23 protein-coding genes and 1 pseudogene are annotated in these 22,528 nt (G+C 34.1%); 10 read left to right on the top strand and 14 right to left on the bottom strand.

The features are described 5' to 3' along the window. The first annotated feature begins 4 nt into the window (after positions 1 to 4). The 6 genes from E0H99_RS14450 to E0H99_RS14475 all read left to right on the top strand — a co-directional run bounded on the left by E0H99_RS14450 (position 5) and on the right by E0H99_RS14475 (position 8,483). Positions 5 to 1,462, top strand: coding sequence for a RagB/SusD family nutrient uptake outer membrane protein (locus tag E0H99_RS14450; RefSeq protein ID WP_131997046.1), 1,458 nt, complete (start codon positions 5 to 7; stop codon positions 1,460 to 1,462). Positions 1,463 to 1,475: 13 nt separating this feature from the next. Next, positions 1,476 to 2,378 (top strand): LamG domain-containing protein, encoded by a 903-nt coding sequence (locus E0H99_RS14455; protein ID WP_240723495.1) that lies wholly within the window; start codon positions 1,476 to 1,478, stop codon positions 2,376 to 2,378. Between the two features lie 75 nt (positions 2,379 to 2,453). Beyond that, positions 2,454 to 3,839, top strand: coding sequence for a glucoamylase family protein (locus tag E0H99_RS14460; protein ID WP_131997052.1), 1,386 nt, complete (start codon positions 2,454 to 2,456; stop codon positions 3,837 to 3,839). Positions 3,840 to 3,852: 13 nt separating this feature from the next. Then, positions 3,853 to 4,554, top strand: coding sequence for a prolyl oligopeptidase family serine peptidase (locus tag E0H99_RS14465; RefSeq protein ID WP_131997055.1), 702 nt, complete (start codon positions 3,853 to 3,855; stop codon positions 4,552 to 4,554). 1 nt (position 4,555) lies between these two features. After that, on the top strand, positions 4,556 to 6,856 hold the full coding sequence (gene bglX, locus E0H99_RS14470; RefSeq protein WP_131997058.1) for a beta-glucosidase BglX: 2,301 nt from the start codon (positions 4,556 to 4,558) through the stop codon (positions 6,854 to 6,856). Between the two features lie 232 nt (positions 6,857 to 7,088). Continuing rightward, positions 7,089 to 8,483, top strand: a complete 1,395-nt coding sequence (locus E0H99_RS14475) for a M28 family peptidase (RefSeq protein WP_131997061.1) — start codon at positions 7,089 to 7,091, stop codon at positions 8,481 to 8,483. Between the two features lie 123 nt (positions 8,484 to 8,606). On the opposite strand, the gene E0H99_RS14480 is transcribed toward E0H99_RS14475, so the two are convergent. The 5 genes from E0H99_RS14480 to E0H99_RS14500 all read right to left on the bottom strand — a co-directional run bounded on the left by E0H99_RS14480 (position 8,607) and on the right by E0H99_RS14500 (position 12,842). Then, entirely contained in the window at positions 8,607 to 9,101 is a 495-nt protein-coding gene (locus tag E0H99_RS14480) for an SRPBCC domain-containing protein (RefSeq protein ID WP_131997064.1), read from the bottom strand. A gap of 66 nt (positions 9,102 to 9,167) precedes the next feature. After that, positions 9,168 to 10,259 (bottom strand): PAS domain-containing sensor histidine kinase, encoded by a 1,092-nt coding sequence (locus E0H99_RS14485; protein ID WP_131997067.1) that lies wholly within the window; start codon positions 10,257 to 10,259, stop codon positions 9,168 to 9,170. 249 nt (positions 10,260 to 10,508) lie between these two features. Further along, positions 10,509 to 11,354: a hypothetical protein gene (locus tag E0H99_RS14490; RefSeq protein ID WP_131997070.1), complete on the bottom strand. Its 846-nt coding sequence runs from the start codon at positions 11,352 to 11,354 to the stop codon at positions 10,509 to 10,511. An 18-nt stretch (positions 11,355 to 11,372) separates the two neighbouring features. After that, positions 11,373 to 12,191 (bottom strand): 3-deoxy-8-phosphooctulonate synthase, encoded by an 819-nt coding sequence (gene kdsA, locus E0H99_RS14495; RefSeq protein WP_131997073.1) that lies wholly within the window; start codon positions 12,189 to 12,191, stop codon positions 11,373 to 11,375. A gap of 201 nt (positions 12,192 to 12,392) precedes the next feature. After that, positions 12,393 to 12,842, bottom strand: coding sequence for a 2-dehydro-3-deoxyphosphooctonate aldolase (locus E0H99_RS14500; RefSeq protein WP_131997076.1), 450 nt, complete (start codon positions 12,840 to 12,842; stop codon positions 12,393 to 12,395). Positions 12,843 to 13,037: 195 nt separating this feature from the next. On the opposite strand from E0H99_RS14500, the gene E0H99_RS14505 reads away from it, so the two are divergent. After that, positions 13,038 to 13,598, top strand: coding sequence for a YeeE/YedE family protein (locus tag E0H99_RS14505; protein ID WP_131997079.1), 561 nt, complete (start codon positions 13,038 to 13,040; stop codon positions 13,596 to 13,598). Between the two features lie 45 nt (positions 13,599 to 13,643). After that, positions 13,644 to 14,060, top strand: coding sequence for a DUF6691 family protein (locus tag E0H99_RS14510; protein WP_131997082.1), 417 nt, complete (start codon positions 13,644 to 13,646; stop codon positions 14,058 to 14,060). Between the two features lie 44 nt (positions 14,061 to 14,104). On the opposite strand, the gene E0H99_RS14515 is transcribed toward E0H99_RS14510, so the two are convergent. The 8 genes from E0H99_RS14515 to E0H99_RS14550 all read right to left on the bottom strand — a co-directional run bounded on the left by E0H99_RS14515 (position 14,105) and on the right by E0H99_RS14550 (position 20,713). Further along, positions 14,105 to 14,776 (bottom strand): lysoplasmalogenase, encoded by a 672-nt coding sequence (locus tag E0H99_RS14515; RefSeq protein WP_131997085.1) that lies wholly within the window; start codon positions 14,774 to 14,776, stop codon positions 14,105 to 14,107. Positions 14,777 to 14,785: 9 nt separating this feature from the next. After that, entirely contained in the window at positions 14,786 to 16,057 is a 1,272-nt protein-coding gene (locus E0H99_RS14520) for a sterol desaturase family protein (protein WP_131997088.1), read from the bottom strand. 95 nt (positions 16,058 to 16,152) lie between these two features. Then, positions 16,153 to 16,428: an ATP-dependent Clp protease adaptor ClpS gene (locus E0H99_RS14525; protein WP_091170920.1), complete on the bottom strand. Its 276-nt coding sequence runs from the start codon at positions 16,426 to 16,428 to the stop codon at positions 16,153 to 16,155. A gap of 45 nt (positions 16,429 to 16,473) precedes the next feature. Continuing rightward, positions 16,474 to 17,307, bottom strand: coding sequence for a 50S ribosomal protein L11 methyltransferase (gene prmA, locus E0H99_RS14530; protein WP_131997091.1), 834 nt, complete (start codon positions 17,305 to 17,307; stop codon positions 16,474 to 16,476). Positions 17,308 to 17,417: 110 nt separating this feature from the next. Then, entirely contained in the window at positions 17,418 to 18,170 is a 753-nt protein-coding gene (gene tpiA / locus E0H99_RS14535) for a triose-phosphate isomerase (protein ID WP_131997094.1), read from the bottom strand. A gap of 66 nt (positions 18,171 to 18,236) precedes the next feature. Then, complete coding sequence (locus E0H99_RS14540; protein ID WP_131997097.1) at positions 18,237 to 18,734, bottom strand: TlpA family protein disulfide reductase; 498 nt, start codon at positions 18,732 to 18,734, stop codon at positions 18,237 to 18,239. A 228-nt stretch (positions 18,735 to 18,962) separates the two neighbouring features. Beyond that, positions 18,963 to 20,063 carry a BT_3928 family protein gene (locus E0H99_RS14545; protein ID WP_131997100.1) on the bottom strand — a complete coding sequence of 367 codons (1,101 nt, stop codon included), beginning with the start codon at positions 20,061 to 20,063 and terminating at the stop codon, positions 18,963 to 18,965. 104 nt (positions 20,064 to 20,167) lie between these two features. Continuing rightward, entirely contained in the window at positions 20,168 to 20,713 is a 546-nt protein-coding gene (locus E0H99_RS14550; RefSeq protein ID WP_131997103.1) for a DUF1599 domain-containing protein, read from the bottom strand. A gap of 88 nt (positions 20,714 to 20,801) precedes the next feature. Here E0H99_RS14550 and folP point away from each other — a divergent pair, with 88 nt between their 5' ends. Both folP and E0H99_RS14560 read left to right on the top strand, forming a co-directional pair. Then, positions 20,802 to 21,623 (top strand): dihydropteroate synthase, encoded by an 822-nt coding sequence (gene folP, locus E0H99_RS14555; RefSeq protein WP_131997106.1) that lies wholly within the window; start codon positions 20,802 to 20,804, stop codon positions 21,621 to 21,623. Between the two features lie 5 nt (positions 21,624 to 21,628). After that, positions 21,629 to 22,261, top strand: a complete 633-nt coding sequence (locus tag E0H99_RS14560) for a hypothetical protein (RefSeq protein ID WP_131997109.1) — start codon at positions 21,629 to 21,631, stop codon at positions 22,259 to 22,261. A gap of 44 nt (positions 22,262 to 22,305) precedes the next feature. Here the strand turns inward: E0H99_RS14560 and E0H99_RS14565 are convergent. Then, positions 22,306 to 22,490: pseudogene (locus E0H99_RS14565) on the bottom strand (23S rRNA (pseudouridine(1915)-N(3))-methyltransferase RlmH); the annotation flags it as partial. Between the last annotated feature and the right edge of the window lie 38 nt (positions 22,491 to 22,528).

Here is a 22,528-nt window from a genome sequence, read left to right on the forward strand (position 1 = left end):
TACAATGAAAAAGATATATATATCAATTTTTGCGCTATCCGCATACTTTTTCTCTGGATGTTCAAATGACTATTTAGATGTAGATCAAACAGAATCTATTTCTACAAAAGACATTGAATTATTCAATAATGATGCAGGAGCAGCCACTTTTGTAACAGCAATCTACAGTAAGTTTTTAGATTGGAACATGACTTCATTTTCTTGGATTGGGTTGTCAAGTATTGCTTCTGATGATGCTGACAAAGGATCGTCTCCAGGAGATACAGGTTCAGATAAAGATTTAATGGACGCCTTAACGTATAATGCTTCAACGCCGTCAACTAGTGAGATTTTTGCCGCTAATTACGAAGGAATTAACAGATGCAATCAAGCATTAAGTATAATCCCGCTATTAGACAAAGCGAATCCAGCTTTACGAGCAAGATTATTGGGAGAAGCTAAGTTTTTGAGAGCTTTCATGTATTTCACTTTGGTAAAAACCTATGGTGGTGTTCCAATTATTGATCATTTACCAAATCCTTCATCCGAAGAAGACAGAATTATGCAATTAACGCGTAAATCAAGCGCAGAAGTATATGCTTATATCGAAAGTGATTTGAATGATGCTATTGCGGCATTGCCAAACAAATCAGAATATGCTGCTGCTGAAAAAGGACGAGCTTCAAAAGGAGCTGCTTACGCTTTATTGGCAAAAATAAATTTATACCAAAAAAACTGGCAGAAAGTTGTAGACAACTGTAATTTGGTTACAGGATATACTATTGTTTCAGATTATGCTTCTATGTATAAATTAGCAGGAGAGAATGATGCTGAATCTATTTTTGAAATCCAAGGTACAGGTTCTGTGCCAGCCAAAGGAATTTCTGGATATTCTAATACACAAGGTGCTCGAGGTGCCGGTGGTTGGGGTTGGGGTTTCAATACACCATCTCAAAGTTTAGTAAATGCTTATGAAACAGGTGATGTCAGAAAAAATGCAACAATCATTTTTGCAGGAACTACATTATATGATGGTAGAGTAGTACCATTGACTGTAGAAAATCCGAGATACAATTATAAAGCGTATTCTTCTGCTTTTACAGATGGTTGGGAAACCGATGTGAATATCAAATATTTGAGATATGCTGAGGTGTTATTAATGAAAGCCGAAGCACTAAACGAATTGAATCAAACTCCAGCGGCGATTCCTTTGTTGAATCAAATCAGAACAAGAGCCGGATTAGGCAACACAACTGCTGTTTCTCAAGCAGATGTGAGAATTGCAATTTGGAAAGAAAGAAGAGTAGAAATGGCATTCGAGCACGATAGATTTTTTGATTTAGTGCGTACTGGACAAGCAGTAGCTGCTTTTACAATTCATGGAAAAACATTTGTTGCTGGTAAACATGAATTGTTTCCATTGCCACAAGCTTTCATTACACAAGCAGGCGGATTGTCAATTCAAAATCCTCTTTATAATTAAAAAAAATAGTAAAATGAAAAAAAATAAATATATTTTCTTATTTGCTTCTGTTTTGGCTTCACAATTTTTTGTGAGCTGTAACGAGGATAGTATAGATAAAGTTAATGCCCCAATTGCTTATGAAGCAATTGGCGGGTATGAAAGTTCAGATGATATTGCTGCCGCTAATTTAGTTACTAAATTTAGTTTTGAAAACAGTATTGCAGATTCAAAAAGTGGAATAACTGGTGGAGTAGGGACAAATGTAACTTATGGAAACGGAATCAAAGGAATGGCTTATAAAGGGTCGTCAAGTTCTTTTATTGCTTACAGTGCAGTAGCAAGTTCTTTGGTCGATGTAAAAAGCATTACCGTTTCTATGTGGATCAATACAAATCCACACACAGGAGGAGCACAATCATTATTTATGTTGCCAAAAACAACAGATTTTTGGGGGAATATTTTCTCATTGGTTGAAGGTACAGGTCCAGCAACAACGATGTTAGTAAAAAATCACGTTCAAAAAGATGTAATGCCGAGTATTGCATGGTCTGGTCAGTTTATTGAGCATGCTGGTACTAACGTTTTAACGAATATGTTTGGAAAATGGACACATGTTGTATGGACCTATAGTGGAGCTAGTTCTACATACAGCATGTACATTGATGGAAAAAAACTTGATTTACCTGCTTCAATTGCTAAGAGATATGCAAGTGACCCTCTTGCTGGAGGTGTTGGTTATGGTGATCTTGCCAATTCGAATGTTTCAAAATTCATTATTGGAGGATTTCAACAGCATTTAGGTGCTCCATGGGGCGCTCCTGATGGTTGGATGTTGAATTATACAGGTATGATGGATGAGTTCAGAATATATAATGCTGCACTTTCTGATAATGAAGTTGTCGCTTTATATAAATTAGAAAAAGACAACAGATAACAGCTTTTTATACACCTAGTTTTCTGAAAAAAAACTAGGTGTTTTTTCAATTATTAATACTTTTATTTTATAAAAATGAAAAAGTACTTATACGGACTAATTTTTTTGAATCTTTTTATTTCTTGTTCATCTTCATCTCCTGAAGGAAAAGGTGGAGGTACTCCCTTACCAACGAGTCCGACAGTGCCAACAGTTCCTTTAACGGATACCGAAGCGATGGATCAAGTCCAAAAAGATGCTATCAAATATTTTTGGGAATATGCCGAAACCAATTCGAAATTGGCACGGGAACGTTACCTTACTGAAGATCCTAGTTTTGAAGCTAGTATTATTACAACTGGAGGTTCCGGATTTGGTTTAATGACACTTATTGTAGGTGTGGAACGAGGTTTTGTGCCAAGAGTCGAAGCCGTTTCTCGTCTTACAACGGCAATGACTTTTTTGGAAAATGCAGAACGTTTTCATGGTGCATGGCCTCATTGGATAAATGGAACAACAGGAAAAGTAATTCCTTTTGGGACAAAAGATAATGGTGGAGATATTGTTGAAACTTCTTTTTTATGCCAAGGATTGTTAACCGTTAGAGAATATTTTAAAAACGGAAACACGGCAGAAAAAGCATTGGCTGCGAAAGCAGATAATTTATGGAAAGGCGTAGAGTGGGATTGGTACACAAAAGGAGAAAATGCCATGTATTGGCACTGGTCTCCTAACTATGGTTGGGAAATGAATTTTAAACTGGAAGGTTATAACGAATGTTTGATTACCTATATTATGGGTGCAGCTTCTCCAACACATCCAATTCCTGCAACAGCATATCATCAAGCTTGGGCTCGTAATGGTGCAATTAAAAATGGAAGTTCTCAATATGGTATACCGGTTGTTTTCAATTATAACGGTGCAACAGGAAACGTAGGGCCTTTATTTTGGGCACAATATTCGTATTTGGGAATGGATCCAAGAGGATTAACGGATGCGTATGCAAATTATTGGACAGTAACACAAAATCATTCTAAAATTATTAACCAATATTGCATAGCCAATCCAAAACAATGGGCAGGTTATTCCGATAAATGTTGGGGACTTACAGCAAGTTATACCAGGAATTCCGATGGGACTACAGGATATACTGCCCACCAACCGTTGAATGATACAGGAGTAATTTCGCCTACGGCAGCTTTGTCTTCTTTCCCATTTACACCTGTCGAAAGCATGAAGTTTTTACATTATCTATACGATGAAAAAAAGAGTACTTTAGTTGGAATTGCGGGACCTTATGATGCTTTTTCTCCGCATTATAATTGGGTAACACCACGATATTTAGCTATTGACCAAGGAACAATTGTTCCCATGATTGAAAATCATCGTACCGGATTGATTTGGAAATTATTTATGCAAGCACCAGAGGTAAAAGTGGGGCTAAAAACATTAGGTTTTTCGTCCACTCAATATGGATTTTAAAATGAATTCTTTGATGAAAGGCAAATTAACAATAGTAACGTTATTGTTTTCCATAGCTTCTCTTGCACAAAGGGATGTAATTGGTACAATAAAAACCGAAATCGTACAAAAACGCGAATTAGCTTTTGCTTTACACATTCCAAAGAATACTAAAGAAAAAAAGCCTCTGATTATTTTTCTACACGGTTCTGGTGAAAAAGGAACTGATATCGAAAAAGTAAAAGTGCATGGACCATTCAAGTATTTGAAAAGTCATGAATTAGATGCGTATGTTCTTGCGCCACAATGTCCGGAGAATGAATATTGGGATGAAGAAGTATTGTATCGTTTGATTTTAAAAATTCAAAAAGAGAACAACATTGATAGCAGTAGAATTTATCTCACAGGTCTTAGTATGGGAGCATGGGGCGCTTGGAATTTAGCTTTTGCACATCCTGAAACCTTTGCGGCTTTAATACCTATTGCAGGATTTGTGGATAGAGTTCCGATGATAGAAAACTGTAAAATCGCAGCCATTCCAACTCGAATTTTTCACGGTTTACTCGATGATGTAGTAGATGTAGAGTATTCGATTGTGATGTATAAAAAATTAAAAACCTGTAATACTAATGTTACGCTAACGATTTTTGATGATGCAAATCACGATAGTTGGACAAAAGTATATGACAACCAAGAAATTTATGATTGGATGTTTAAACAAACAAAAAACAGATAAAATGAAAATTAAACTTATTATACTCCTTATTGGCTTTTCACTTTTTGGCTACAGCCAAAAAAAGACAACTAAAAAGACAGTTACAATTAAACCTAAAACGGAATTCGTAGCAGAGTTACTTTCGAAAATGACTTTGGAAGAGAAAATAGGTCAATTAAACTTGCCCACTTCGGGTGATATTACAACTGGTGCTGCCAGTAGCTCTAATGTAGCTAAAAATATCGAAGAAGGTAAAGTCGGTGGTTTATTCAACATCAAATCAGTTCAGAAAATTAAAGAAGTGCAAAAGATTGCCGTCGAAAAAAGCCGATTGAAAATTCCGTTGCTTTTTGGAATGGACGTCATTCATGGATATGAAACAACATTCCCTATTCCGCTTGGATTATCTTGTACTTGGGACATGAAATTGATTGAACGCAGTGCTCAAATTGCAGCTCAGGAAGCCAGTGCCGATGGGATTAACTGGACTTTTTCCCCAATGGTTGATATTTCGCGTGATCCGCGTTGGGGCAGAGTTTCTGAAGGTTCCGGTGAAGATCCATTTTTGGGAAGCCAAATTGCAAAAGCAATGGTACATGGATACCAGCAAGATGATTTGTCAAAGAATAACACCATTTTATCCTGTGTGAAACATTTTGCCTTGTATGGTGCACCGGAAGCGGGACGCGATTACAATACTGTTGATATGAGCCGAATAAGAATGTACAATGATTATTTTCCTCCATACAAAGCGGCTGTTGATGCTGGTGTTGGTTCGGTTATGGCATCTTTCAATGAAATTGATGGAATTCCTGCAACCGGAAATAAATGGTTAATGACTGATGTATTGAGAAAGCAATGGGGCTTTAAAGGTTTTGTGGTTACTGATTTTACAGGAATTCCTGAAATGATAGCACACGGAATGGGTGATTTGCAAACGGTATCTGCTTTGGCTCTAAATGCCGGAGTCGAAATGGATATGGTGGGCGAAGGCTTCCTTAGCACTTTAAAGAAATCATTGGATGAGAAAAAGGTAAGCATCGAGCAAATTGATAATGCAGCTCGTCTTATTTTGAATGCCAAATATGATTTGGGATTGTTCCATGACCCATATAAATATTGTGATGAAAAAAGAGCTAAAACGGAAATTTTCACAAAAAGCCACAGAGCTGAAGCAAGAGCTATTGCTGCACAGTCTTTGGTTTTGCTAAAGAATAAAAATCAGTTGCTTCCTTTGAAAAAATCTGGAACAGTTGCCGTTATTGGACCATTGGCTGATGCCAAAGAAAATATGGCGGGTACTTGGAGTGTGGCTACCAATATGGATAAATCCATTTCATTAATAGCAGGGATCAAAGAAGTTGCCGGTGATGCTACAAAAGTGCTTTACGCCAAAGGGAGTAATTTAGATTATGATACAGCTTTCGAAGAAAAAGCAACCATGTTTGGAAAAACACTGCACCGTGATAATAGAACTTCAGCAGAATTATTGGCAGAAGCCCTGAAAATCGCCAATCAATCGGACATAATTGTTGCCGCTTTAGGTGAATCAGCAGAAATGTCAGGAGAAAGCAGCAGCCGAACTAATTTAGAGATTCCTCAAGCGCAAAAAGACTTATTACAAGCATTATTGAAAACGGGAAAGCCGGTTGTGTTGGTTTTATTTACGGGTCGTCCATTGGTTTTAGTTCAGGAAAATGAAACTGTTCCAGCAATATTAAATACATGGTTTGCAGGAAGCGAAGCAGGAAGTGCTATTGCTGACGTTTTGTTTGGAAATGAAAATCCTTCCGGTAAATTAACGGCTACTTTTCCTAGAAGTGTAGGGCAGGTGCCTATTTATTACAATCAAAAAAATACAGGAAGACCACTTGCTAACAAAGAAGGAAAGTTTGAAAAATTCAGGTCTAATTATATTGACGAAAGAAATGAGCCTTTATATCCTTTTGGTTTTGGATTGAGCTATACCACTTTTGGATATTCAAATTTGAAAATTTCATCAGATAAAATGGATTTCAACGAAAAATTAATGGTTACTGTTGACGTTACAAATACTGGAAATTTTGATGGTAAAGAAGTAGTTCAATTGTATATAAGGGATTTAGTTGGTTCAGTTACAAGACCTTTAAAAGAATTGAAAGGATTCCAAAAAGTAGCCATTAAAAAAGGAGAAATACGAACGGTAACTTTCGAAATTTCTGTTGAAGAATTAAAATTCTATAATTCTGATTTACAATTTATTGCTGAACCGGGCGCTTTTCAAGCCTTTGTAGGTACGGATTCCAGCACTGACAATAAAGTTGATTTTGCGTTGATTAAGTAGATTTTGGTTAGTTTATTTATGATCAGCCCTTCGGTATTTATATCGGAGGGTTTTTTTATAAAAAGCGTATTTGCTAAAAGCGACACGATGATCAACGGCTTTTATTTACTTTTATAGATTGAAAAACAACAAGCATAATTTTTTTTGAATGTGGCGTTAAATATTCATTAAGAATCACGAAATTGCCGTTCCTATTGAAACCAAAAAATTCAAACCATCACCGTATTAAATTATGAGAAAATCAATTTTATGTGTTGCACTATTCCTTAACGGAATTATTCTTTTTGCACAAACCAATGAGGAACAAACCTTGAAGGAAATTTACAAATCATCCTTGACCAATGCCAAATGTTATCCCTGGCTGGACCATTTATCCAATAAAATTGGCTCTCGATTATCGGGTTCAATCGGGGCAGAAAAGGCGGTGCTTTATACCAAAGCGCAATTAGAAACACTAGGATTAGACAGAGTCTATCTTCAGGAAGTGATGGTGCCAAAATGGGTTAGAGGCGAAAAAGAAACCGCTTATATAGTAGATAATAAAACTAAAATAAACGTTCCTATTTGTGCTTTGGGAGGCTCTGTAGCAACTTCAAAAAACGGACTTACTGCCGAAGTGATTGAAGTACAAAGCATCAAAGAATTAACAGATTTAGGAGTAGCAAAAATAAAAGGAAAAATAGTTTTCTTCAACCGACCGATGGAGGATGCGCAGATCGAATCTTTTAATGCTTATGGCGGAGCTGGTGATCAAAGATATGCTGGCGCTAAAGAAGCATCAAAATTTGGTGCCGTGGGAACAATAGTACGTTCTTTGAATTTGCGTTTGGATGATCTTCCGCATACCGGAGCACAAAGTTATGGAGATATACCAAAATCACAATACATTCCTGCGGCAGCTATTAGTACCAATGGAGCAGAATTGTTGAGCAAAACTTTAAAAAGCAACCCGAATTTAAAATTCTATTTCAAGCAATCCTGTAAGCAATTTGACGATGTTTTATCCTATAATGTCATTGGCGAAATAAAAGGAAGCGAACATCCTGAAAATATTATGGTCGTGGGCGGGCATCTTGATTCTTGGGATTTAGCCGATGGTTCCCATGATGATGGAGCAGGCGTGGTGCAAAGTATGGAGGTGGTGAATATCTTTAAAAATTTAGGCTATAAACCAAAAAACACCCTGCGTGTGGTACTTTTTATGAATGAAGAAAATGGACTAAGAGGAGGATTGAAATATGAAGAATTAGCTCAAGCCAACAAAGAAAACCACATTTTTGCTTTAGAAAGTGATTCAGGTGGATTCAGTCCAAGAGGATTTTCTCTTGAAGCAGACGATGCTAATTTTAATAAAATTCAAAGTTGGAAAAACCTATTTGAACCTTATTTAATTCATAGTTTTACTAAAGGGCACAGTGGTTCAGATATTGGTCCATTAACGTCTAAAACCATTGTGAAAGCAGGATTAAAACCAGATTCACAACGCTATTTTGATTATCATCATGCTGCAAATGATACTTTTGATGCCATCAATAAAAGAGAATTAGAATTAGGGGCGGCAACAATGGCTTCATTGCTGTATCTGATAGATCAGAATGGTATTGTAAATACTGTTAAAGCTCAATAAATTTTTCAATATTTGTATTACCAATCTTTTAATAAAGGCAAAAAAACTACAAGTTATAAGCTTGTAGTTTTTTTTATGTTCATTGGGTGGAGTTATGCGATGACATGCACACTTTATTTTATCCTAACTATTAATCATTCCTTTCAGATTAGGATTTTTATTTCTTAGATCCAATCCTCCTTCATAAACAGATTTTAGGTTTAGTAGAAAAAATGACCAACCTGAATCACATCCAAGCCGGATGTTTTCCTTTGAGCTGTCATCTGTCGGAATATTTTTCTGAGTTAATTCAACTATTATATAATCGTCTTGAGTTGAAAATTTAATGTCGACTAAACAGTCTCCAGCAAATGAAAATTGAATAAAATCTTCGCCATTTGTGTTCGTTATTTTTCCTTTTTCAACTCCATCATATAAATACCAATGCCATTCATAGGTAAAACCTTTTTCAATAGGTGTGTTTTTATCAACAAGGTTTTTGTTTGCATCGAAATACTTAGCATTGCTTAAAAACCACTTTTCTATTTCCGCAGCTTTTGTCCAAGCAGCATACATTTCAGGAAGAGTTGATTTTACCGCAATTCGTCTGGTAAATGTTGTCCAATCAAAGTTTTTCATAGCCTTTACAAATTTAATTAATGATGTTTTTATAATTGCCTTTGGGTATAAGTAAAGATACTACATTCAATATCTAAAAGAAATAGTGAATGTAGCACCTTCATTTATTTTACTTTCAACCACAATTCGACCCCCTAAACTAGTGATGTGATTGTAGACTAGATACAATCCTATACCGTTACTGTCAATGTTACTGTGAAATTTTTCATATAAACCAAAAATCTTATCTTTCACTTTATCCATATCAAAACCAAGTCCATTATCAGAAAAAATTAATTGGTTGATTCCATTTATTTTCTGTGATTTAATGTTAATAACAGGCGAAATATGGGGTTTTGAGTACTTAATCGAATTAGTTAATAAATTCAGAAAAATACTTTTAATGTATGCCTTGTTAAAAGCAACATTTTCAAATGCTGAAAAATCAACATGAATAATTGCTTTTGAATCGCGTACCAAGGAATTGATGGATACAAGGACTTCAGCAAGTGATTCATTTAAATTTATCTCTTCAATTTGAGTATTTATGTTCTCATTTTCAACTAATTCGTCAATCGAATCGTTTAAAGTTTGTTTTAAATTTTCGCTGGTTAATTTAAGGATGTTAATCAATTCCAATGTTTCTGGATCATTGATTTTAGAAACATCAATAAGACTAAAAACAGAAAGCATGTTATTAATAGGAGACTTTAAATCATGGGATGTTTTGTGAGATAAAACGGTAAGTTCCTTATTGATTTGTGTAAGATTTGTAAGGAGTAAATTTCGTTCTTCTTCTATTTTTTTCTTGTGAGTGATGTTCTTGGCAATAGCATAAACTAATTTTTCGGACTCGATAGGCATTGATGTCCATGATAGCCAAACAATGGCTCCGCTTTTAGTTAAATACCGGTTTTCAAAATTTAAAAGGGGCTTGTTCTTATATACTTGTTCTCTAGTTTCGATAGTAAGTTTAAGGTCTGGTGCGTATACAAAACTACTGATAGGTCTAGCATATAATTCCTCATCAGAAAACTCCAATAATTTTGAAACAGCGGGATTTATTCTCTTAAAATACCCATCAAATCCTGCAATACAAATAAAATCAGCTGAGATATTAAAAAAATTATCAAAGTGATAGATCCCTTCTGAATCAGGATTACTTTTTTTTACAGTCATTGAGTTTAAAAGTTATTTTTTATTCGGATTTTGGACAAATACAAATTTTATGAATTGTTTAATTTTATTATTTTAGATGAATAACATAATTTCAAATTTAGCTAATAATTACTTATAATAAAGCAATGGTATAAACAAATTTGTTATTTAAATTAACGTATCACCTTCATTAAAATATAAGGAATAGTTAAAAAAAACGAGGCTGTCATTATACAGACAGCCTCGTTTTTTTTATTATTTACACACTATTTATATTTTGAATATTCCTCCCACGGCAATGATTCTCTGAAAAAAGAAAAAATCTTGTGAGGCACTATCTTCAGTGCTTTGTGTAGTTCTAATATTTTGCATATTGATGTAACCACCTTTAAGTTCTCCTTGTATGTAAAAATGCTTGAAAAAAGTAATGTTTAATCCCGCTTTTAAAGAAGTTCCGTAACCTGAAACATGAAAATCATCATGGCGTTCCTTTCCCAATAATGTTGTATTAGTTTTTGGATACAATAGACCAAAACCAACTCCTTCAGTTAAATTAACTTGAATTTTGTCTGTATTTTCAATTTTAAAAATAGAGGAAATATCATCATGTCTTGAAAATTCAGTGTTAACATAATTTAAACCGTCGGTGTGTTCATACATTAGAAACTCTTCAGTCAAAAGCACCTGATTGTTGGGCAATAACTCGTCATACGATCCTGGATTAGGATAATAGCCATCAATATTTACGGCTTTATCTTGCGTCATCACATATTTCATATGATCGACACCTATAGCAACGCTGTAATGATCATTTATAAAATACCCTAATTTAAAATTAGTTTGAGGAATGGTCATTCTGGATGGATTTATATAGTCTACATGCCATCCTTTTGGTTTGTCATGTGCTTGTACATTCTCTAAAGTAAAGTTGTAATCTTTACCACGAAAAGTTATATCAGATTTAGAATAACTGTCTCTGTTTCCGCCCCATGAGACAAAAAATTTCCCTTTGTTATGAGTGGTATATCGATCTTGTATTATTGTTTTTTCCTGTGCAATTGTAGTATTAGTGAATAGTATAATTAGGAATGCGGAATAAAAAAAAAAATGTTTCAATGAATTTGGGGCCTAAATTTAAAATGTATTTATTGTTTTTCTGATAGCTACTAACTTGGTCATTAAGGATTCGAAATAATCCAAATGCAACATATTAGCACCGTCACTTTTTGCATTGGCAGGATCAAAATGGGTTTCAATAAAAATTCCATCCACGCCTACAGCAATACCTGCTTTAGCAATGGTTTCAATCATATCTGGTCTTCCGCCAGTTACACCAGCCGTTTGGTTGGGTTGTTGCAGTGAGTGTGTAACATCAAGAACAGTAGTGGCGTATTGTTGCATAGTAGGAATTCCTCTAAAATCAACAATCATGTCTTGGTAGCCAAACATGGTCCCTCTATCCGTAACCATCACGTTTTCATTGTGACAATCCAATACTTTTTGAACCGCATGTTTCATACTTTCGGGGCTCATGAATTGCCCTTTTTTCAAGTTGACCACTTTTCCGGTATTGGCAGCAGCCACTACTAAATCGGTTTGACGCACTAAAAAAGCTGGAATTTGCAATACATCAACATATTGAGCTGCCATATCTGCATCTTCATTCGTGTGAATGTCAGTAACAGTAGGAACTCCAAATGTTTCCGAAACTTTTCTAAGGATTTTTAATGCTTTTTCATCACCAATTCCTGAAAAACTGTCAATTCTGGAACGGTTTGCTTTCCTGAAAGAACCCTTAAAAACAAAAGGGATTTGTAAATTATCAGTAATACCAACTAATTTTTCAGCAATTCGCATTGCCATTTCTTCCCCTTCAATGGCACAAGGACCGGCTAGTAGAAAGAAATTGCCACTGTCAGTATATTTGATTTGTGGAATATGTTGTAGGTTCATAATATGAATTATTTAGAAAGTGCAAAGGTAGTTATGATTTACGATTTACGATTTATGATTTGCAAATAATTTCTTGGATTAACTTTTTATTAGGAGCTTTTTCCTGCTGTACGTTGCAATCTCCCGAAAAAACGGGAGGATTTCCACTGCCATCAGGGCTAGGAGTTTGGTTTATAAGGATAGTATAGGATTCAAAATCTATTATTTTTTCAATGAAAGTCCCACTGGAACCATCAATATTCCTTTTTCATAGATATTCAGGTAAAGCGTAATAGGTTTTTTCTGTCCTTTCCATTTTAATTCATAAACATCCAAAAATCCGGCACCTAATTCACTTCTTTTTGTTGGGAACGGGCAACAGTTTTCTAGTTTGGTAAACATAATTTTTTCGCCATTGGGTCCCGCTAAAGCATTCAAAAACCGATCTTGATTGATTGTTTCGTTTTTAGTGTTATTAAAGAAAATATTGATTGGATAATCTTTATCATAGCCATATTTTTTATCTTTACTATATTCAATAATCACAAAAGTATTGTCTTTTGAAAGGGTAAGATTGGGCGCATTATCATCTGTGTTTTTCAAAGTAGATTGTGTACTTGAGCAAGAAGCCATACCAATTAGGAAAGCAATAAAAAGGATTGATTTTTTCATGTTTAGGGTAAATTTATCAGGTAAAATTTAAATAGCAATTACAATACCACGTAATTTAAACTATACAAATATAAACAGAACTTTAGACCTTCGTACGAGTTCCCGTAATAATTTGGGGATACACTTCTTAATCGAATGTAGCATTTCTTTCAAAATCTCGGAAAATGCTTCTTATCTTTACACAAAAAAAACAATATGAATGTTATTTTTCAAACATGGTCCTGGTACATTTCTGGGTTTTTGATTGGTATGATTATGCTTTCTTTGATTTATTTCGGGAAGTCTTTCGGAATGTCTTCTAATTTGCGTTCGCTCTGTTCAATGGCTGGTTTAGGAAAACGAGTAGCCTTTTTTGATTTTGATTGGAAAGCACAACGCTGGAATTTAGTAGTCGTTCTTGGAGCTATGTTAGGTGGTTTTGTTGCCGTGCATTTTATGGGTGATGCTTCAAATGTGGATATTAATCCTAAAACAATTGCGCAATTAGCACAACTGGGTATTGAAGCTCCAAACGGAAAATTAATGCCCGATGCTCTTTTTGGAACCGCTATTTTAGAATCTCCAAAAAGTATTTTCATACTGATTATCGGTGGCGTTTTGATTGGTTTTGGCTCTCGTTATGCTGGTGGTTGTACTTCTGGACATGCCATTTCAGGCTTAAGCAATTTACAACTTCCTTCTTTGAAAGCTGTTATTGGGTTTTTCATTGGTGGATTAATAATGGCACATTTTTTATTGCCATTAATTTTAAAATAAGAATTACTAAGCAATCATAATGACCTTAATATTAAAATAAAAAGCATGAAAAATACAGTAAAATATTTATTAGTTGGGTTTGTTTTTGGAATTGTATTGACTAAATCCGAAGCCGTTTCTTGGTATCGTATTTACGAAATGTTCCAATTTCAGTCGTTTCACATGTACGGAATTATTGCTGTAGCTATTTTGACGGGAGTGATTGGCATTCAAATCATAAAAAGAAACAATATAAAAGACATCAAAGGAGAATCCATAGAAATTCCGGATAAAGAAAAAGGCTCCGCACGATATTGGATTGGAGGATTGTTTTTCGGATTGGGTTGGGCATTGGTAGGTTCTTGTCCAGGTCCTATATTTATCTTATTGGGAGCCGGTTTTTGGACTGTTCTGATAGTGCTTTTTGGCGCTTTACTAGGCACCTATTTATATGGATTATTGAAAAATAAATTACCTCATTAATCGAAACATATCTGATATTAAAGTACCATTCTCGTATGAAAATGCTACTTTTTTTTGTTTAATTTCAAAATACCGGCAACAATTAAGTATTGTGCAATTAAGTAGGTTGCCATAATCAGAAATGAGCTGTATTGCAGTGGCGCATAAAACTTATCAAATGCCAGAATAGTATCTGAAGCAACAAAAATAACAGCACCGATTAATATATAGATACTGGCGGGTTTTTGCCAGTTTAAAAAGCCTTTGAGCGCAAATAATAGCATAATGGAAATTGTCAGGGCATAAACAAAAACAGGAATTTTTAAGTCACCTAGACTGGGTAATAAAATCAACATCATTACTATTAAATAAAAGGCAATTGCTGTAACTCCTACCCAGAAAATGATTTTACTTTTCTTTAAATAAATCTTTAATTGTTTGCTGAACAATATAATATAGGAAATATGCGAAAGAAGAAAGGCAATCAATCCTGCTATAAAATATAATTTTCCTTTGTCAGCAAACATCAAAATAATATCACCTATCCATGACAAAGTCAAAGCTGTTAAAAGAATTTTTTTGGTAGTGAACCTTTCATGTAAAAAAACTGCCAGAATTAGAAACGGCAATAAAAATGGTTTGAAATACCAAGCCGTATCTTCATTTCCAAAAAATAGAAATGAAAGATAAACAAGACTAAACCCAATAAAACTATTTAATATTATGTTGCTTTTCATACGTTATTTTTAAGATTGAGCTATAATCATTGTTTCTTTTTCAAAGTTACTGCTGACAAAATAAATGGTCACTATCAATGACAAGATAAGATAGCCTGCAACAACATAACTCGCAAAAGGAAAGAGTTGATCCATTCCAAACCAATCGCCAAAGTAGAAAATTAGCCCAATTCCGAATACAAAACGAATACTTTCCCAGAATACAGAAATTTTCCGGGTATCCATTAATTCAGTATAACTGTAAACGGTCAGGAAAATAAAGGCACCGTAAATAAATACATTTGGCAAACCTATTATTGCTATGGAATTATACATATAACTAATAAGTAACAATGTAATAATAGCTTGAAATAAGGACCAGTACATCAGTTTTTTAGAATGTTGGACTCCATATTTTTCAAAATCATAGACATTGGTGATTTTGGTTACGGGATATTTTTCTTCAAAATTTTCTGGACGCCAGCCCGTTGGTTTAAACCAAATGGTAAACTTGTCTTTCCAGTTTTCGGCACGCCAAGCATCCGTAATTAATAACCATAAATGCTGAAAATTAATCCGAATAGGATTCCAGGTTCTCGCTGGTCTTGTGATTCCAAAAACGGGTGGGACGGTTTCTAATTCTGCTTGAAAAGTACCAAATAACTTATCCCAAATAATAAATATTTGTGAATGATTCTTGTCCATGTATTCAGGGTTGATGGCATGATGAACCCTATGGTGCGATGGCGAAACCAGTATGTTTTCCAGAAAACCAATTTTCTTAATGTGCTTGGTGTGATACCAGAATTGCAGGAATAAATGAATCGGTAAGGTTATCGCAATCACTTTGGAGGGAACTCCCAAAAGAGCGGCTGGAATCAATAAAAAAGTGAAAAGATTCACAAAACTGGAAACGGGTTGACGCAAGGCACATGCCAGATTGAATTCTTCACTACTGTGATGAATCGCATGTTTGTTCCATAAAAAATTAATTTGATGAGACAAACGATGACTCCAATAGCCATAAAAATCAATAGCGATAAATCCAATGAGATAAGTTAAAACGGTTGCTTCAAGATCGAATAAAGCTATTTTGGAGACAATCCAATCGTAGGAAACCAGCGTTATGCTGAGTCCCAAAACATCTTTTAGAGAGTTAATCATTCCAGAACTTACGCTCGAAACAGAATCCATGTTTGGTGCCGTATCTTCCCCTTTATAATGCCCGTATATTTTTTCGATGATAATTAATATCAAAAAAACGGGCATTACAAAAACTAAAATTTTACCATATTGTTCCATAAAAAAGCATTATTTTCATTCAAATATAGAATAAAAGAGAATGTTTTTTGAATTATTCACAGTAATTTATTTCTTAAAGGGAAGTTTTATTAGTCTTAAATTATCTCTGCATTTAATCCTGCTTCTAATAATTGGGTGCATTGTGGTTTTAATTTTTCGTAAGGACCCGTTTTTACGGTACACTTCCCATTATAATGTACAATTAATGAACATTGTTCTGCTTGTTCCGGAGTGTGATCACAAACGCGAATCAAGGTTTCAATAACATGGTCAAAAGTATTTACATCATCGTTGTAAACGACTATTTCATTGTCCAGACTTATAGCTTCCTTAACACTAACTCTTTCTCTTACTTTTTCTTTAGTACTCATTTTGTAGGTTTTTGTACTTTCGTAATTAATAAAAAAATAGTACCACTAATTTACATATTTTAAAGATACCCAATTGTTTCTTTCAAATTTTTTAACATATGTTAGCCCTTTTTCAGTACAAGAAGCATCTATAAATGGTATATCTTCGTGATAGAAACCACTTAAAAGTAGTGTCCCATTAGGATTTAAACTGTCTACATAACTTTGCATATCGTTCAACAAAATATTCCTGTTGATGTTAGCAATAATCAAATCGTATTTTTTACCTTCTAATAAAGCGGCCTCACCTTCATAAACTGTAATGTGCTTACAATTATTGCGTTGTGCATTTTCTATAGAATTCAAGTAACACCAATTATCAATATCAATGGCGTCAATTGGTTGCGCTCCTTTCATCTCGGCAAGTATTGCTAAAATGGCAGTTCCACATCCCATGTCCAGCGTTTTCATTCCAGTAACATCTATTTCTAATAAATGCTGAATCATCATGTGTGTAGTCTCATGGTGACCTGTTCCAAAACTCATCTTTGGTTCGATTATAATATCAAATTCGGCATCCGTTTTTGGGTGAAAAGGCGCACGTACATGACAATTTCCATCGACATCAATCGCTTCAAAATTCTTTTCCCATTCTTCATTCCAGTTTACTTGTTCGATTTCTTCAAATGTATAATCGATTGTAAATTCCTCCGATTGTAAAATATGAATATCTTCTAAAATGGTTTCATCCCACAAATCCTTTTGTACAAAAGCTGAAATACCGCTTTCAGTTTCCGTAAAACTCTCGAATGCTTTTTCTCCTAATTCTGCAATTAATATTTCAGACCCTAATTCTTTAGGTTCAATAGTAAAATGATACCCGATATAAATGTTTGACATGCTTCTTTTTTTTGCAAAGGTACTATTTCTCTTTATTCTCATGAATAATTTAAACTATAAAAAAAGCGATGATTAATTTCACCGCTTTTTATATTGTTAAAAAATGAAATTTATATAGCATTTACAATTGCTACAAAATCATCTGCTTTTAGGGCAGCACCACCAATAAGACCACCGTCTACATCTGGTTTTGAGAATATTTCTTTAGCATTTTCAGGTTTTACACTTCCACCATAAAGGATGGATACGTTTTCAGCGATTTCACTTCCAAAAGCTTTACGAACTGTTTCTCTAATGAATTCATGCATTTCTTGCGCTTGTTCCGGAGAAGCTGTTTCTCCAGTTCCTATTGCCCAAACTGGCTCATAGGCCAAAACAATACTTTCCCAGTCTTTGGATTCAATATGGAATAAACCATCACGCAATTGGTTTTCTACCACATTAAAATGATTTTTTGATTGACGGTCTTTTAATTCTTCGCCGAAGCAAAAAATAACCATCATATCATGTTCCAAAGCCGTATTTACTTTATTAGCAATCAAAGCATCCGTTTCATGAAAAATAGCTCTGCGTTCTGAGTGTCCCAGAATTACAATATCTACACCAACACTTTTTAACATATCAGCTGAAATTTCACCTGTAAATGCACCGCTTTCTGCTTGATGTACGTTTTGTGCAGCAACATCAATATTAGTGAACTCTAAATGATCTACAGTTGAAGCCAAGTTTACAAACGTTGGAGCTACAATTACTTGTGCTTTTGTATCTGTAGGTATTTTTGCTATTAATTCATTCAATAAATCTTCAGTTTGCTCTGCATTTTTATGCATTTTCCAGTTTCCGGCAACAATCTTCTTTCTCATTTTAGTTGTATTATATTTAGTTTTTGGTTTTAGTTTTCCAATATTGTAATTGATTATTACAAAGTGTTATTTTAAATTTTTGAGAGTCTCATTGATTTTATCAAAATCAGTTTCTATAGCACGGTATAAAACGATCTTTCCATTTTTGTCTATAACAATGTATCTTGGGATCCAATCGACATCAACAGCTTTAGCAAATACCCCTTTCATTTGGTCATTTGCCATGAAATGGTCCCCTTTCAATTCGTGCTTTTCGATTCCTAGTTTCCATTTATCGGCAGTTTTATCCATCGAAATAAATAAGTACCCAACATCAGGATTGTTAGCTTGTAGTTCTTTAAATTTAGGCATTGCTTTAACACAATCGCCACACCAGGAAGCCCACACTTCAATTACCAAGGTTTTTCCTTTGTGTTTTTTTAGAATATCCTTAAAAGCAACTTGACTTCCATCAGTGGCTAAAAGGGTTTCGGATAAAGCTTCTTTGGAGAATTTAGTTTTTTGCGCATTTGATGTGCAAGAGAATGTTGCAAACGCAATTAGTAATGCTATTATTCTTTTCATTATAGTAATGTTTTTTAACAAAGTTAAACAAACAATTTGAATGCGTTATACAGAATAAGAAATTTTGAAAGCATTATTCGAAAATGACAAAGCAATATCGTTATAGTTTATAAATAATCGAATGATTTTGATTCACTGGTTTATTTAGAAAGCAGTTGTCATTCTTTCTATGTCTAAAGTCGTAAAGTTTTCTATTCGGACTTTACGACTTTAAACGGTAGAAGTTATTTAGAATTGTAAATCTGAAATATCATTATGATGTACCTTTTGTTTTATCGTTCCTTTTTCAAGTAATACAATACTTGGATTGGCTCTTTCGATAGTTTTTACAGTAATAGCATCACAAAAATAGAAGTCAAATGTCAATCCGAATTGTTTTTTTGCAGCAGCTATTTCTTCCGGTAAAGAAGCCGTCATACCAACTACTTTATAGCCTTTTGTTTTTGCTTCCTGATTCAGTTTTTCCATTTTTGCCATTCCACTGTGATCGGCTTTAACCAAATCGTATGCTGTAATCAACATCAATTTTGGTTCTTCTAAAAACTCGTCTTTGTAATCTGAACCGTCTTTTTCCATGGTGAAATCATGTATAGGAGGAACGTAACCTTCTGTAATGATTTTGTCTTTTCTATCTACAAATACGGCGCCTTCAGGAATTGACATCAAATCCTTTTCGGTAAATTCTTTATCGACACCACCAACTTTGTAAATAAAGACCATTTCTACCACTGATTTTTCTGCTCCGTCAGGAATTCTCATTCCTTTTTGAATATTGTTCCCTACTTTATAAGGTCTGAAATCGATTAATGGTAAATGGTTTAAAACCCAAACTCCCATAAGTGAAGATAAAACGATACTGGCGTAGATAACTATGTTTTGTATGTTGTTGCTAAACAATGGTTTAGCTAATTTTTTATTAAAAAATAATATTAGAATAAAGAAAAGTAAAGCGATATCCTTAGTAAACGATTGCCAAGGCGTTAGTTTTAAGGCGTCTCCAAAACAACCACAATCTTTTACCACATTAAAATAAGCAGAATAAAAAGTCAAGAAAGTAAACAGTACAATCAGTATTAGTAAACTCCAAATTGTGAATTTGGTTTTGTAACCAATGAGCAACATAATACCCAGAACTACTTCAAGAATTACTAAGAACAAAGCGATTCCCAATGCAAATGGAACAAAAAAGGGCATGTTGAAAACAGGTTCACTGAAATATTCAGCCAGTTTGTATGAAAACCCAATAGGGTCATTCAGTTTGATTAATCCGGAGATAATAAATAGGATTCCAACGAAAATTCTAGAAAATTGAGTAATTATATTTTTCATATGAAGATAATATTTGTTTTTTAATGGAATATGGTATCGCCATTCTTGATTCCAGTTTGTGATTTTGGAATCCTGACGATTTCATGTTCAGTTATTGCTTTTTATTATTTATTTCCAAAACCCATTAAAATCAAGGCAAAAATTGAATAATTGATCATGTCCTGATAATTAGCGTCGATTCCTTCAGAAACTAATGTTTTTCCTTTGTTATCTTCAATTTGTTTGACACGAAGTAGTTTTTGCAAAATCAAATCTGTCAGTGAACTCACACGCATATCACGCCAAGCTTCACCATAATCATGATTTTTATCTTCCATTAATTCCTTGGTCAGTTTGACTTTGGCATCGTATAATTCGGTTGCTTTAGCAACGCCTAAATCGGGTTGATCTACAACGCCTAATTCCAATTGAATCAAGGCCATAATTGAATAATTAATAATCCCGATGAATTCGCCTGTTTCATCTTCATCAATTTTGCGAACTTCGTTTTCTTGTAGACTTCTAATTCTTTGTGCTTTAATGTAGATTTGGTCCGTCAATGAAGGCAATCTTAAAATTCGCCAAGCACATCCGTAATCTTTCATTTTGTTGATAAACAGCGCGCGACAAGTCGCAATTACAGTATCATATTCCTTTGAAGTATTCTTCATTATTGGTGTATATTTGTATTCAAATTTTTTCAAAAATAAGATAATTTTTTTGAATGTAGAATTTTGAAGTCTTTAAAACTGTAAACGAATGACTATTAACTGTAAAGGAATACTTGTTGACTTATCAACTCCCAAAGTAATGGGGATTTTGAATGTGACGACCAACTCATTTTTTGATGGTGGAAAGTATAAAAATGAAACCGAAATCCTTTCTCAAGTCGAAAAAATGCTAATGGATGGCGCGACTTTTATAGATATTGGCGCATATTCCAGTAAACCAAATGCAGAATTTGTCTCGGAACAAGAAGAAATTTCTAGAATTGTTCCTGTTATTGATTTAATTCTAAAACATTTTCCAAAAACGATAATTTCGATTGATACTTTTAGGAGTGAGGTGGCAAAAGCTTCTATTGAAAGCGGTGCGGCTATCATCAACGATATTGCAGCAGGAAATTTGGATAATAAAATGGTTGAGATAATTGCAAAATACAATGTTCCTTATATTATGATGCACATGCGAGGCAATCCGCAAACCATGCAAACACTCACGGATTACGATGACATAGTAAAAGAAATGTTGTTCTATTTTTCCGAGAAAGTGGCCGAAGCCAGAAGTTTTGGAATCAATGATTTAATTATCGATCCGGGCTTTGGCTTTGCCAAAGCAATAGATCAAAATTACGAGGTTTTTCAAAAAATGGAATTGTTTAATATGCTGGAACTGCCGATTATTGTTGGGATTTCCAGAAAATCTATGATTTATAAAACGCTAGGCACTACAGTAGAAAATGCATTAAACGGAACGACAGTTTTGAATACTTTAGCATTGAGCAAAGGTGCTAAGATCCTTCGTGTTCACGATGTAAAAGAAGCTATGGAAAGCGTTACATTATGCAATAAAATCAACTAATAAAGATGAGATATTTTACTCTGATTGCTCTTTTTACTTTGTTCTCTTGTGGAAACAAAGAAGATATTTTGTTGCCAAAAGCTAATATTACAATTGTCAAAAATGTAGATGATCTTTCTCCAATCTATATTTTTTTTAGAACAAAAGGCAAAGATACGCTGGCAGAAGTAAACAGGAAAAACAGTATTATTTCTACTAATTGGATTCTAAATGTAGACAAGCGTTTGCCGTTACGAATTGCAATTCCGGAAATCATGAAGTTGCAACAAAAAAAGCGCGAAGAAAAAGCACACAAGAATGAAAAGGCAGAAAATTATTATTCTTATGCTGATACGATTGGTAAAAACGTAGCTTTTATTCCTTTTACCAATGTGTATTACAAACTGGAAAATCCGAAGTCAGGCGTTGTTGTCTTTTTTACTAAAAATAATGAAATTTTAGTAGATTCTATTGCGGTGAAAAGAGAAGAATTACAAACGTATTTAAATAAACTACCAAGTAACACATCAAATCAGTGTGTTTTTTGCTTTGATAAAAACGTAACCTTTGGAAGTTATATTCAAGATAAAATTTTCATAAATAGTTTAAAACTGTCATCGTCAGAATTTAACATGAAATACGAAGAGTTCGTTTATTAATTTTTTTTTAATCTGAACACTGATTACTGAACACTGAAAACTAATCACTGGTGATGATATGGTTCATTTCTCAAAATCGTGAATCCGCAGTACAATTGTTCAATAAAAGCAAACGCACCATTTGATGTGAGAATGTCATTAAAGACAACGATATTTTGCCTTGTGCTTTGGCATAAACCGTGTCCGAAAAACCATAAGGATCACCAATTACGAAGACAAAAGTTTTCAAAACCAAGACTGGAATTAATAGTTTTTAATCAGGAGTTT

It is taken from the genome of Flavobacterium sp. GT3P67, assembly GCF_004349155.1.
Lineage (GTDB): Bacteria > Bacteroidota > Bacteroidia > Flavobacteriales > Flavobacteriaceae > Flavobacterium > Flavobacterium ranwuense.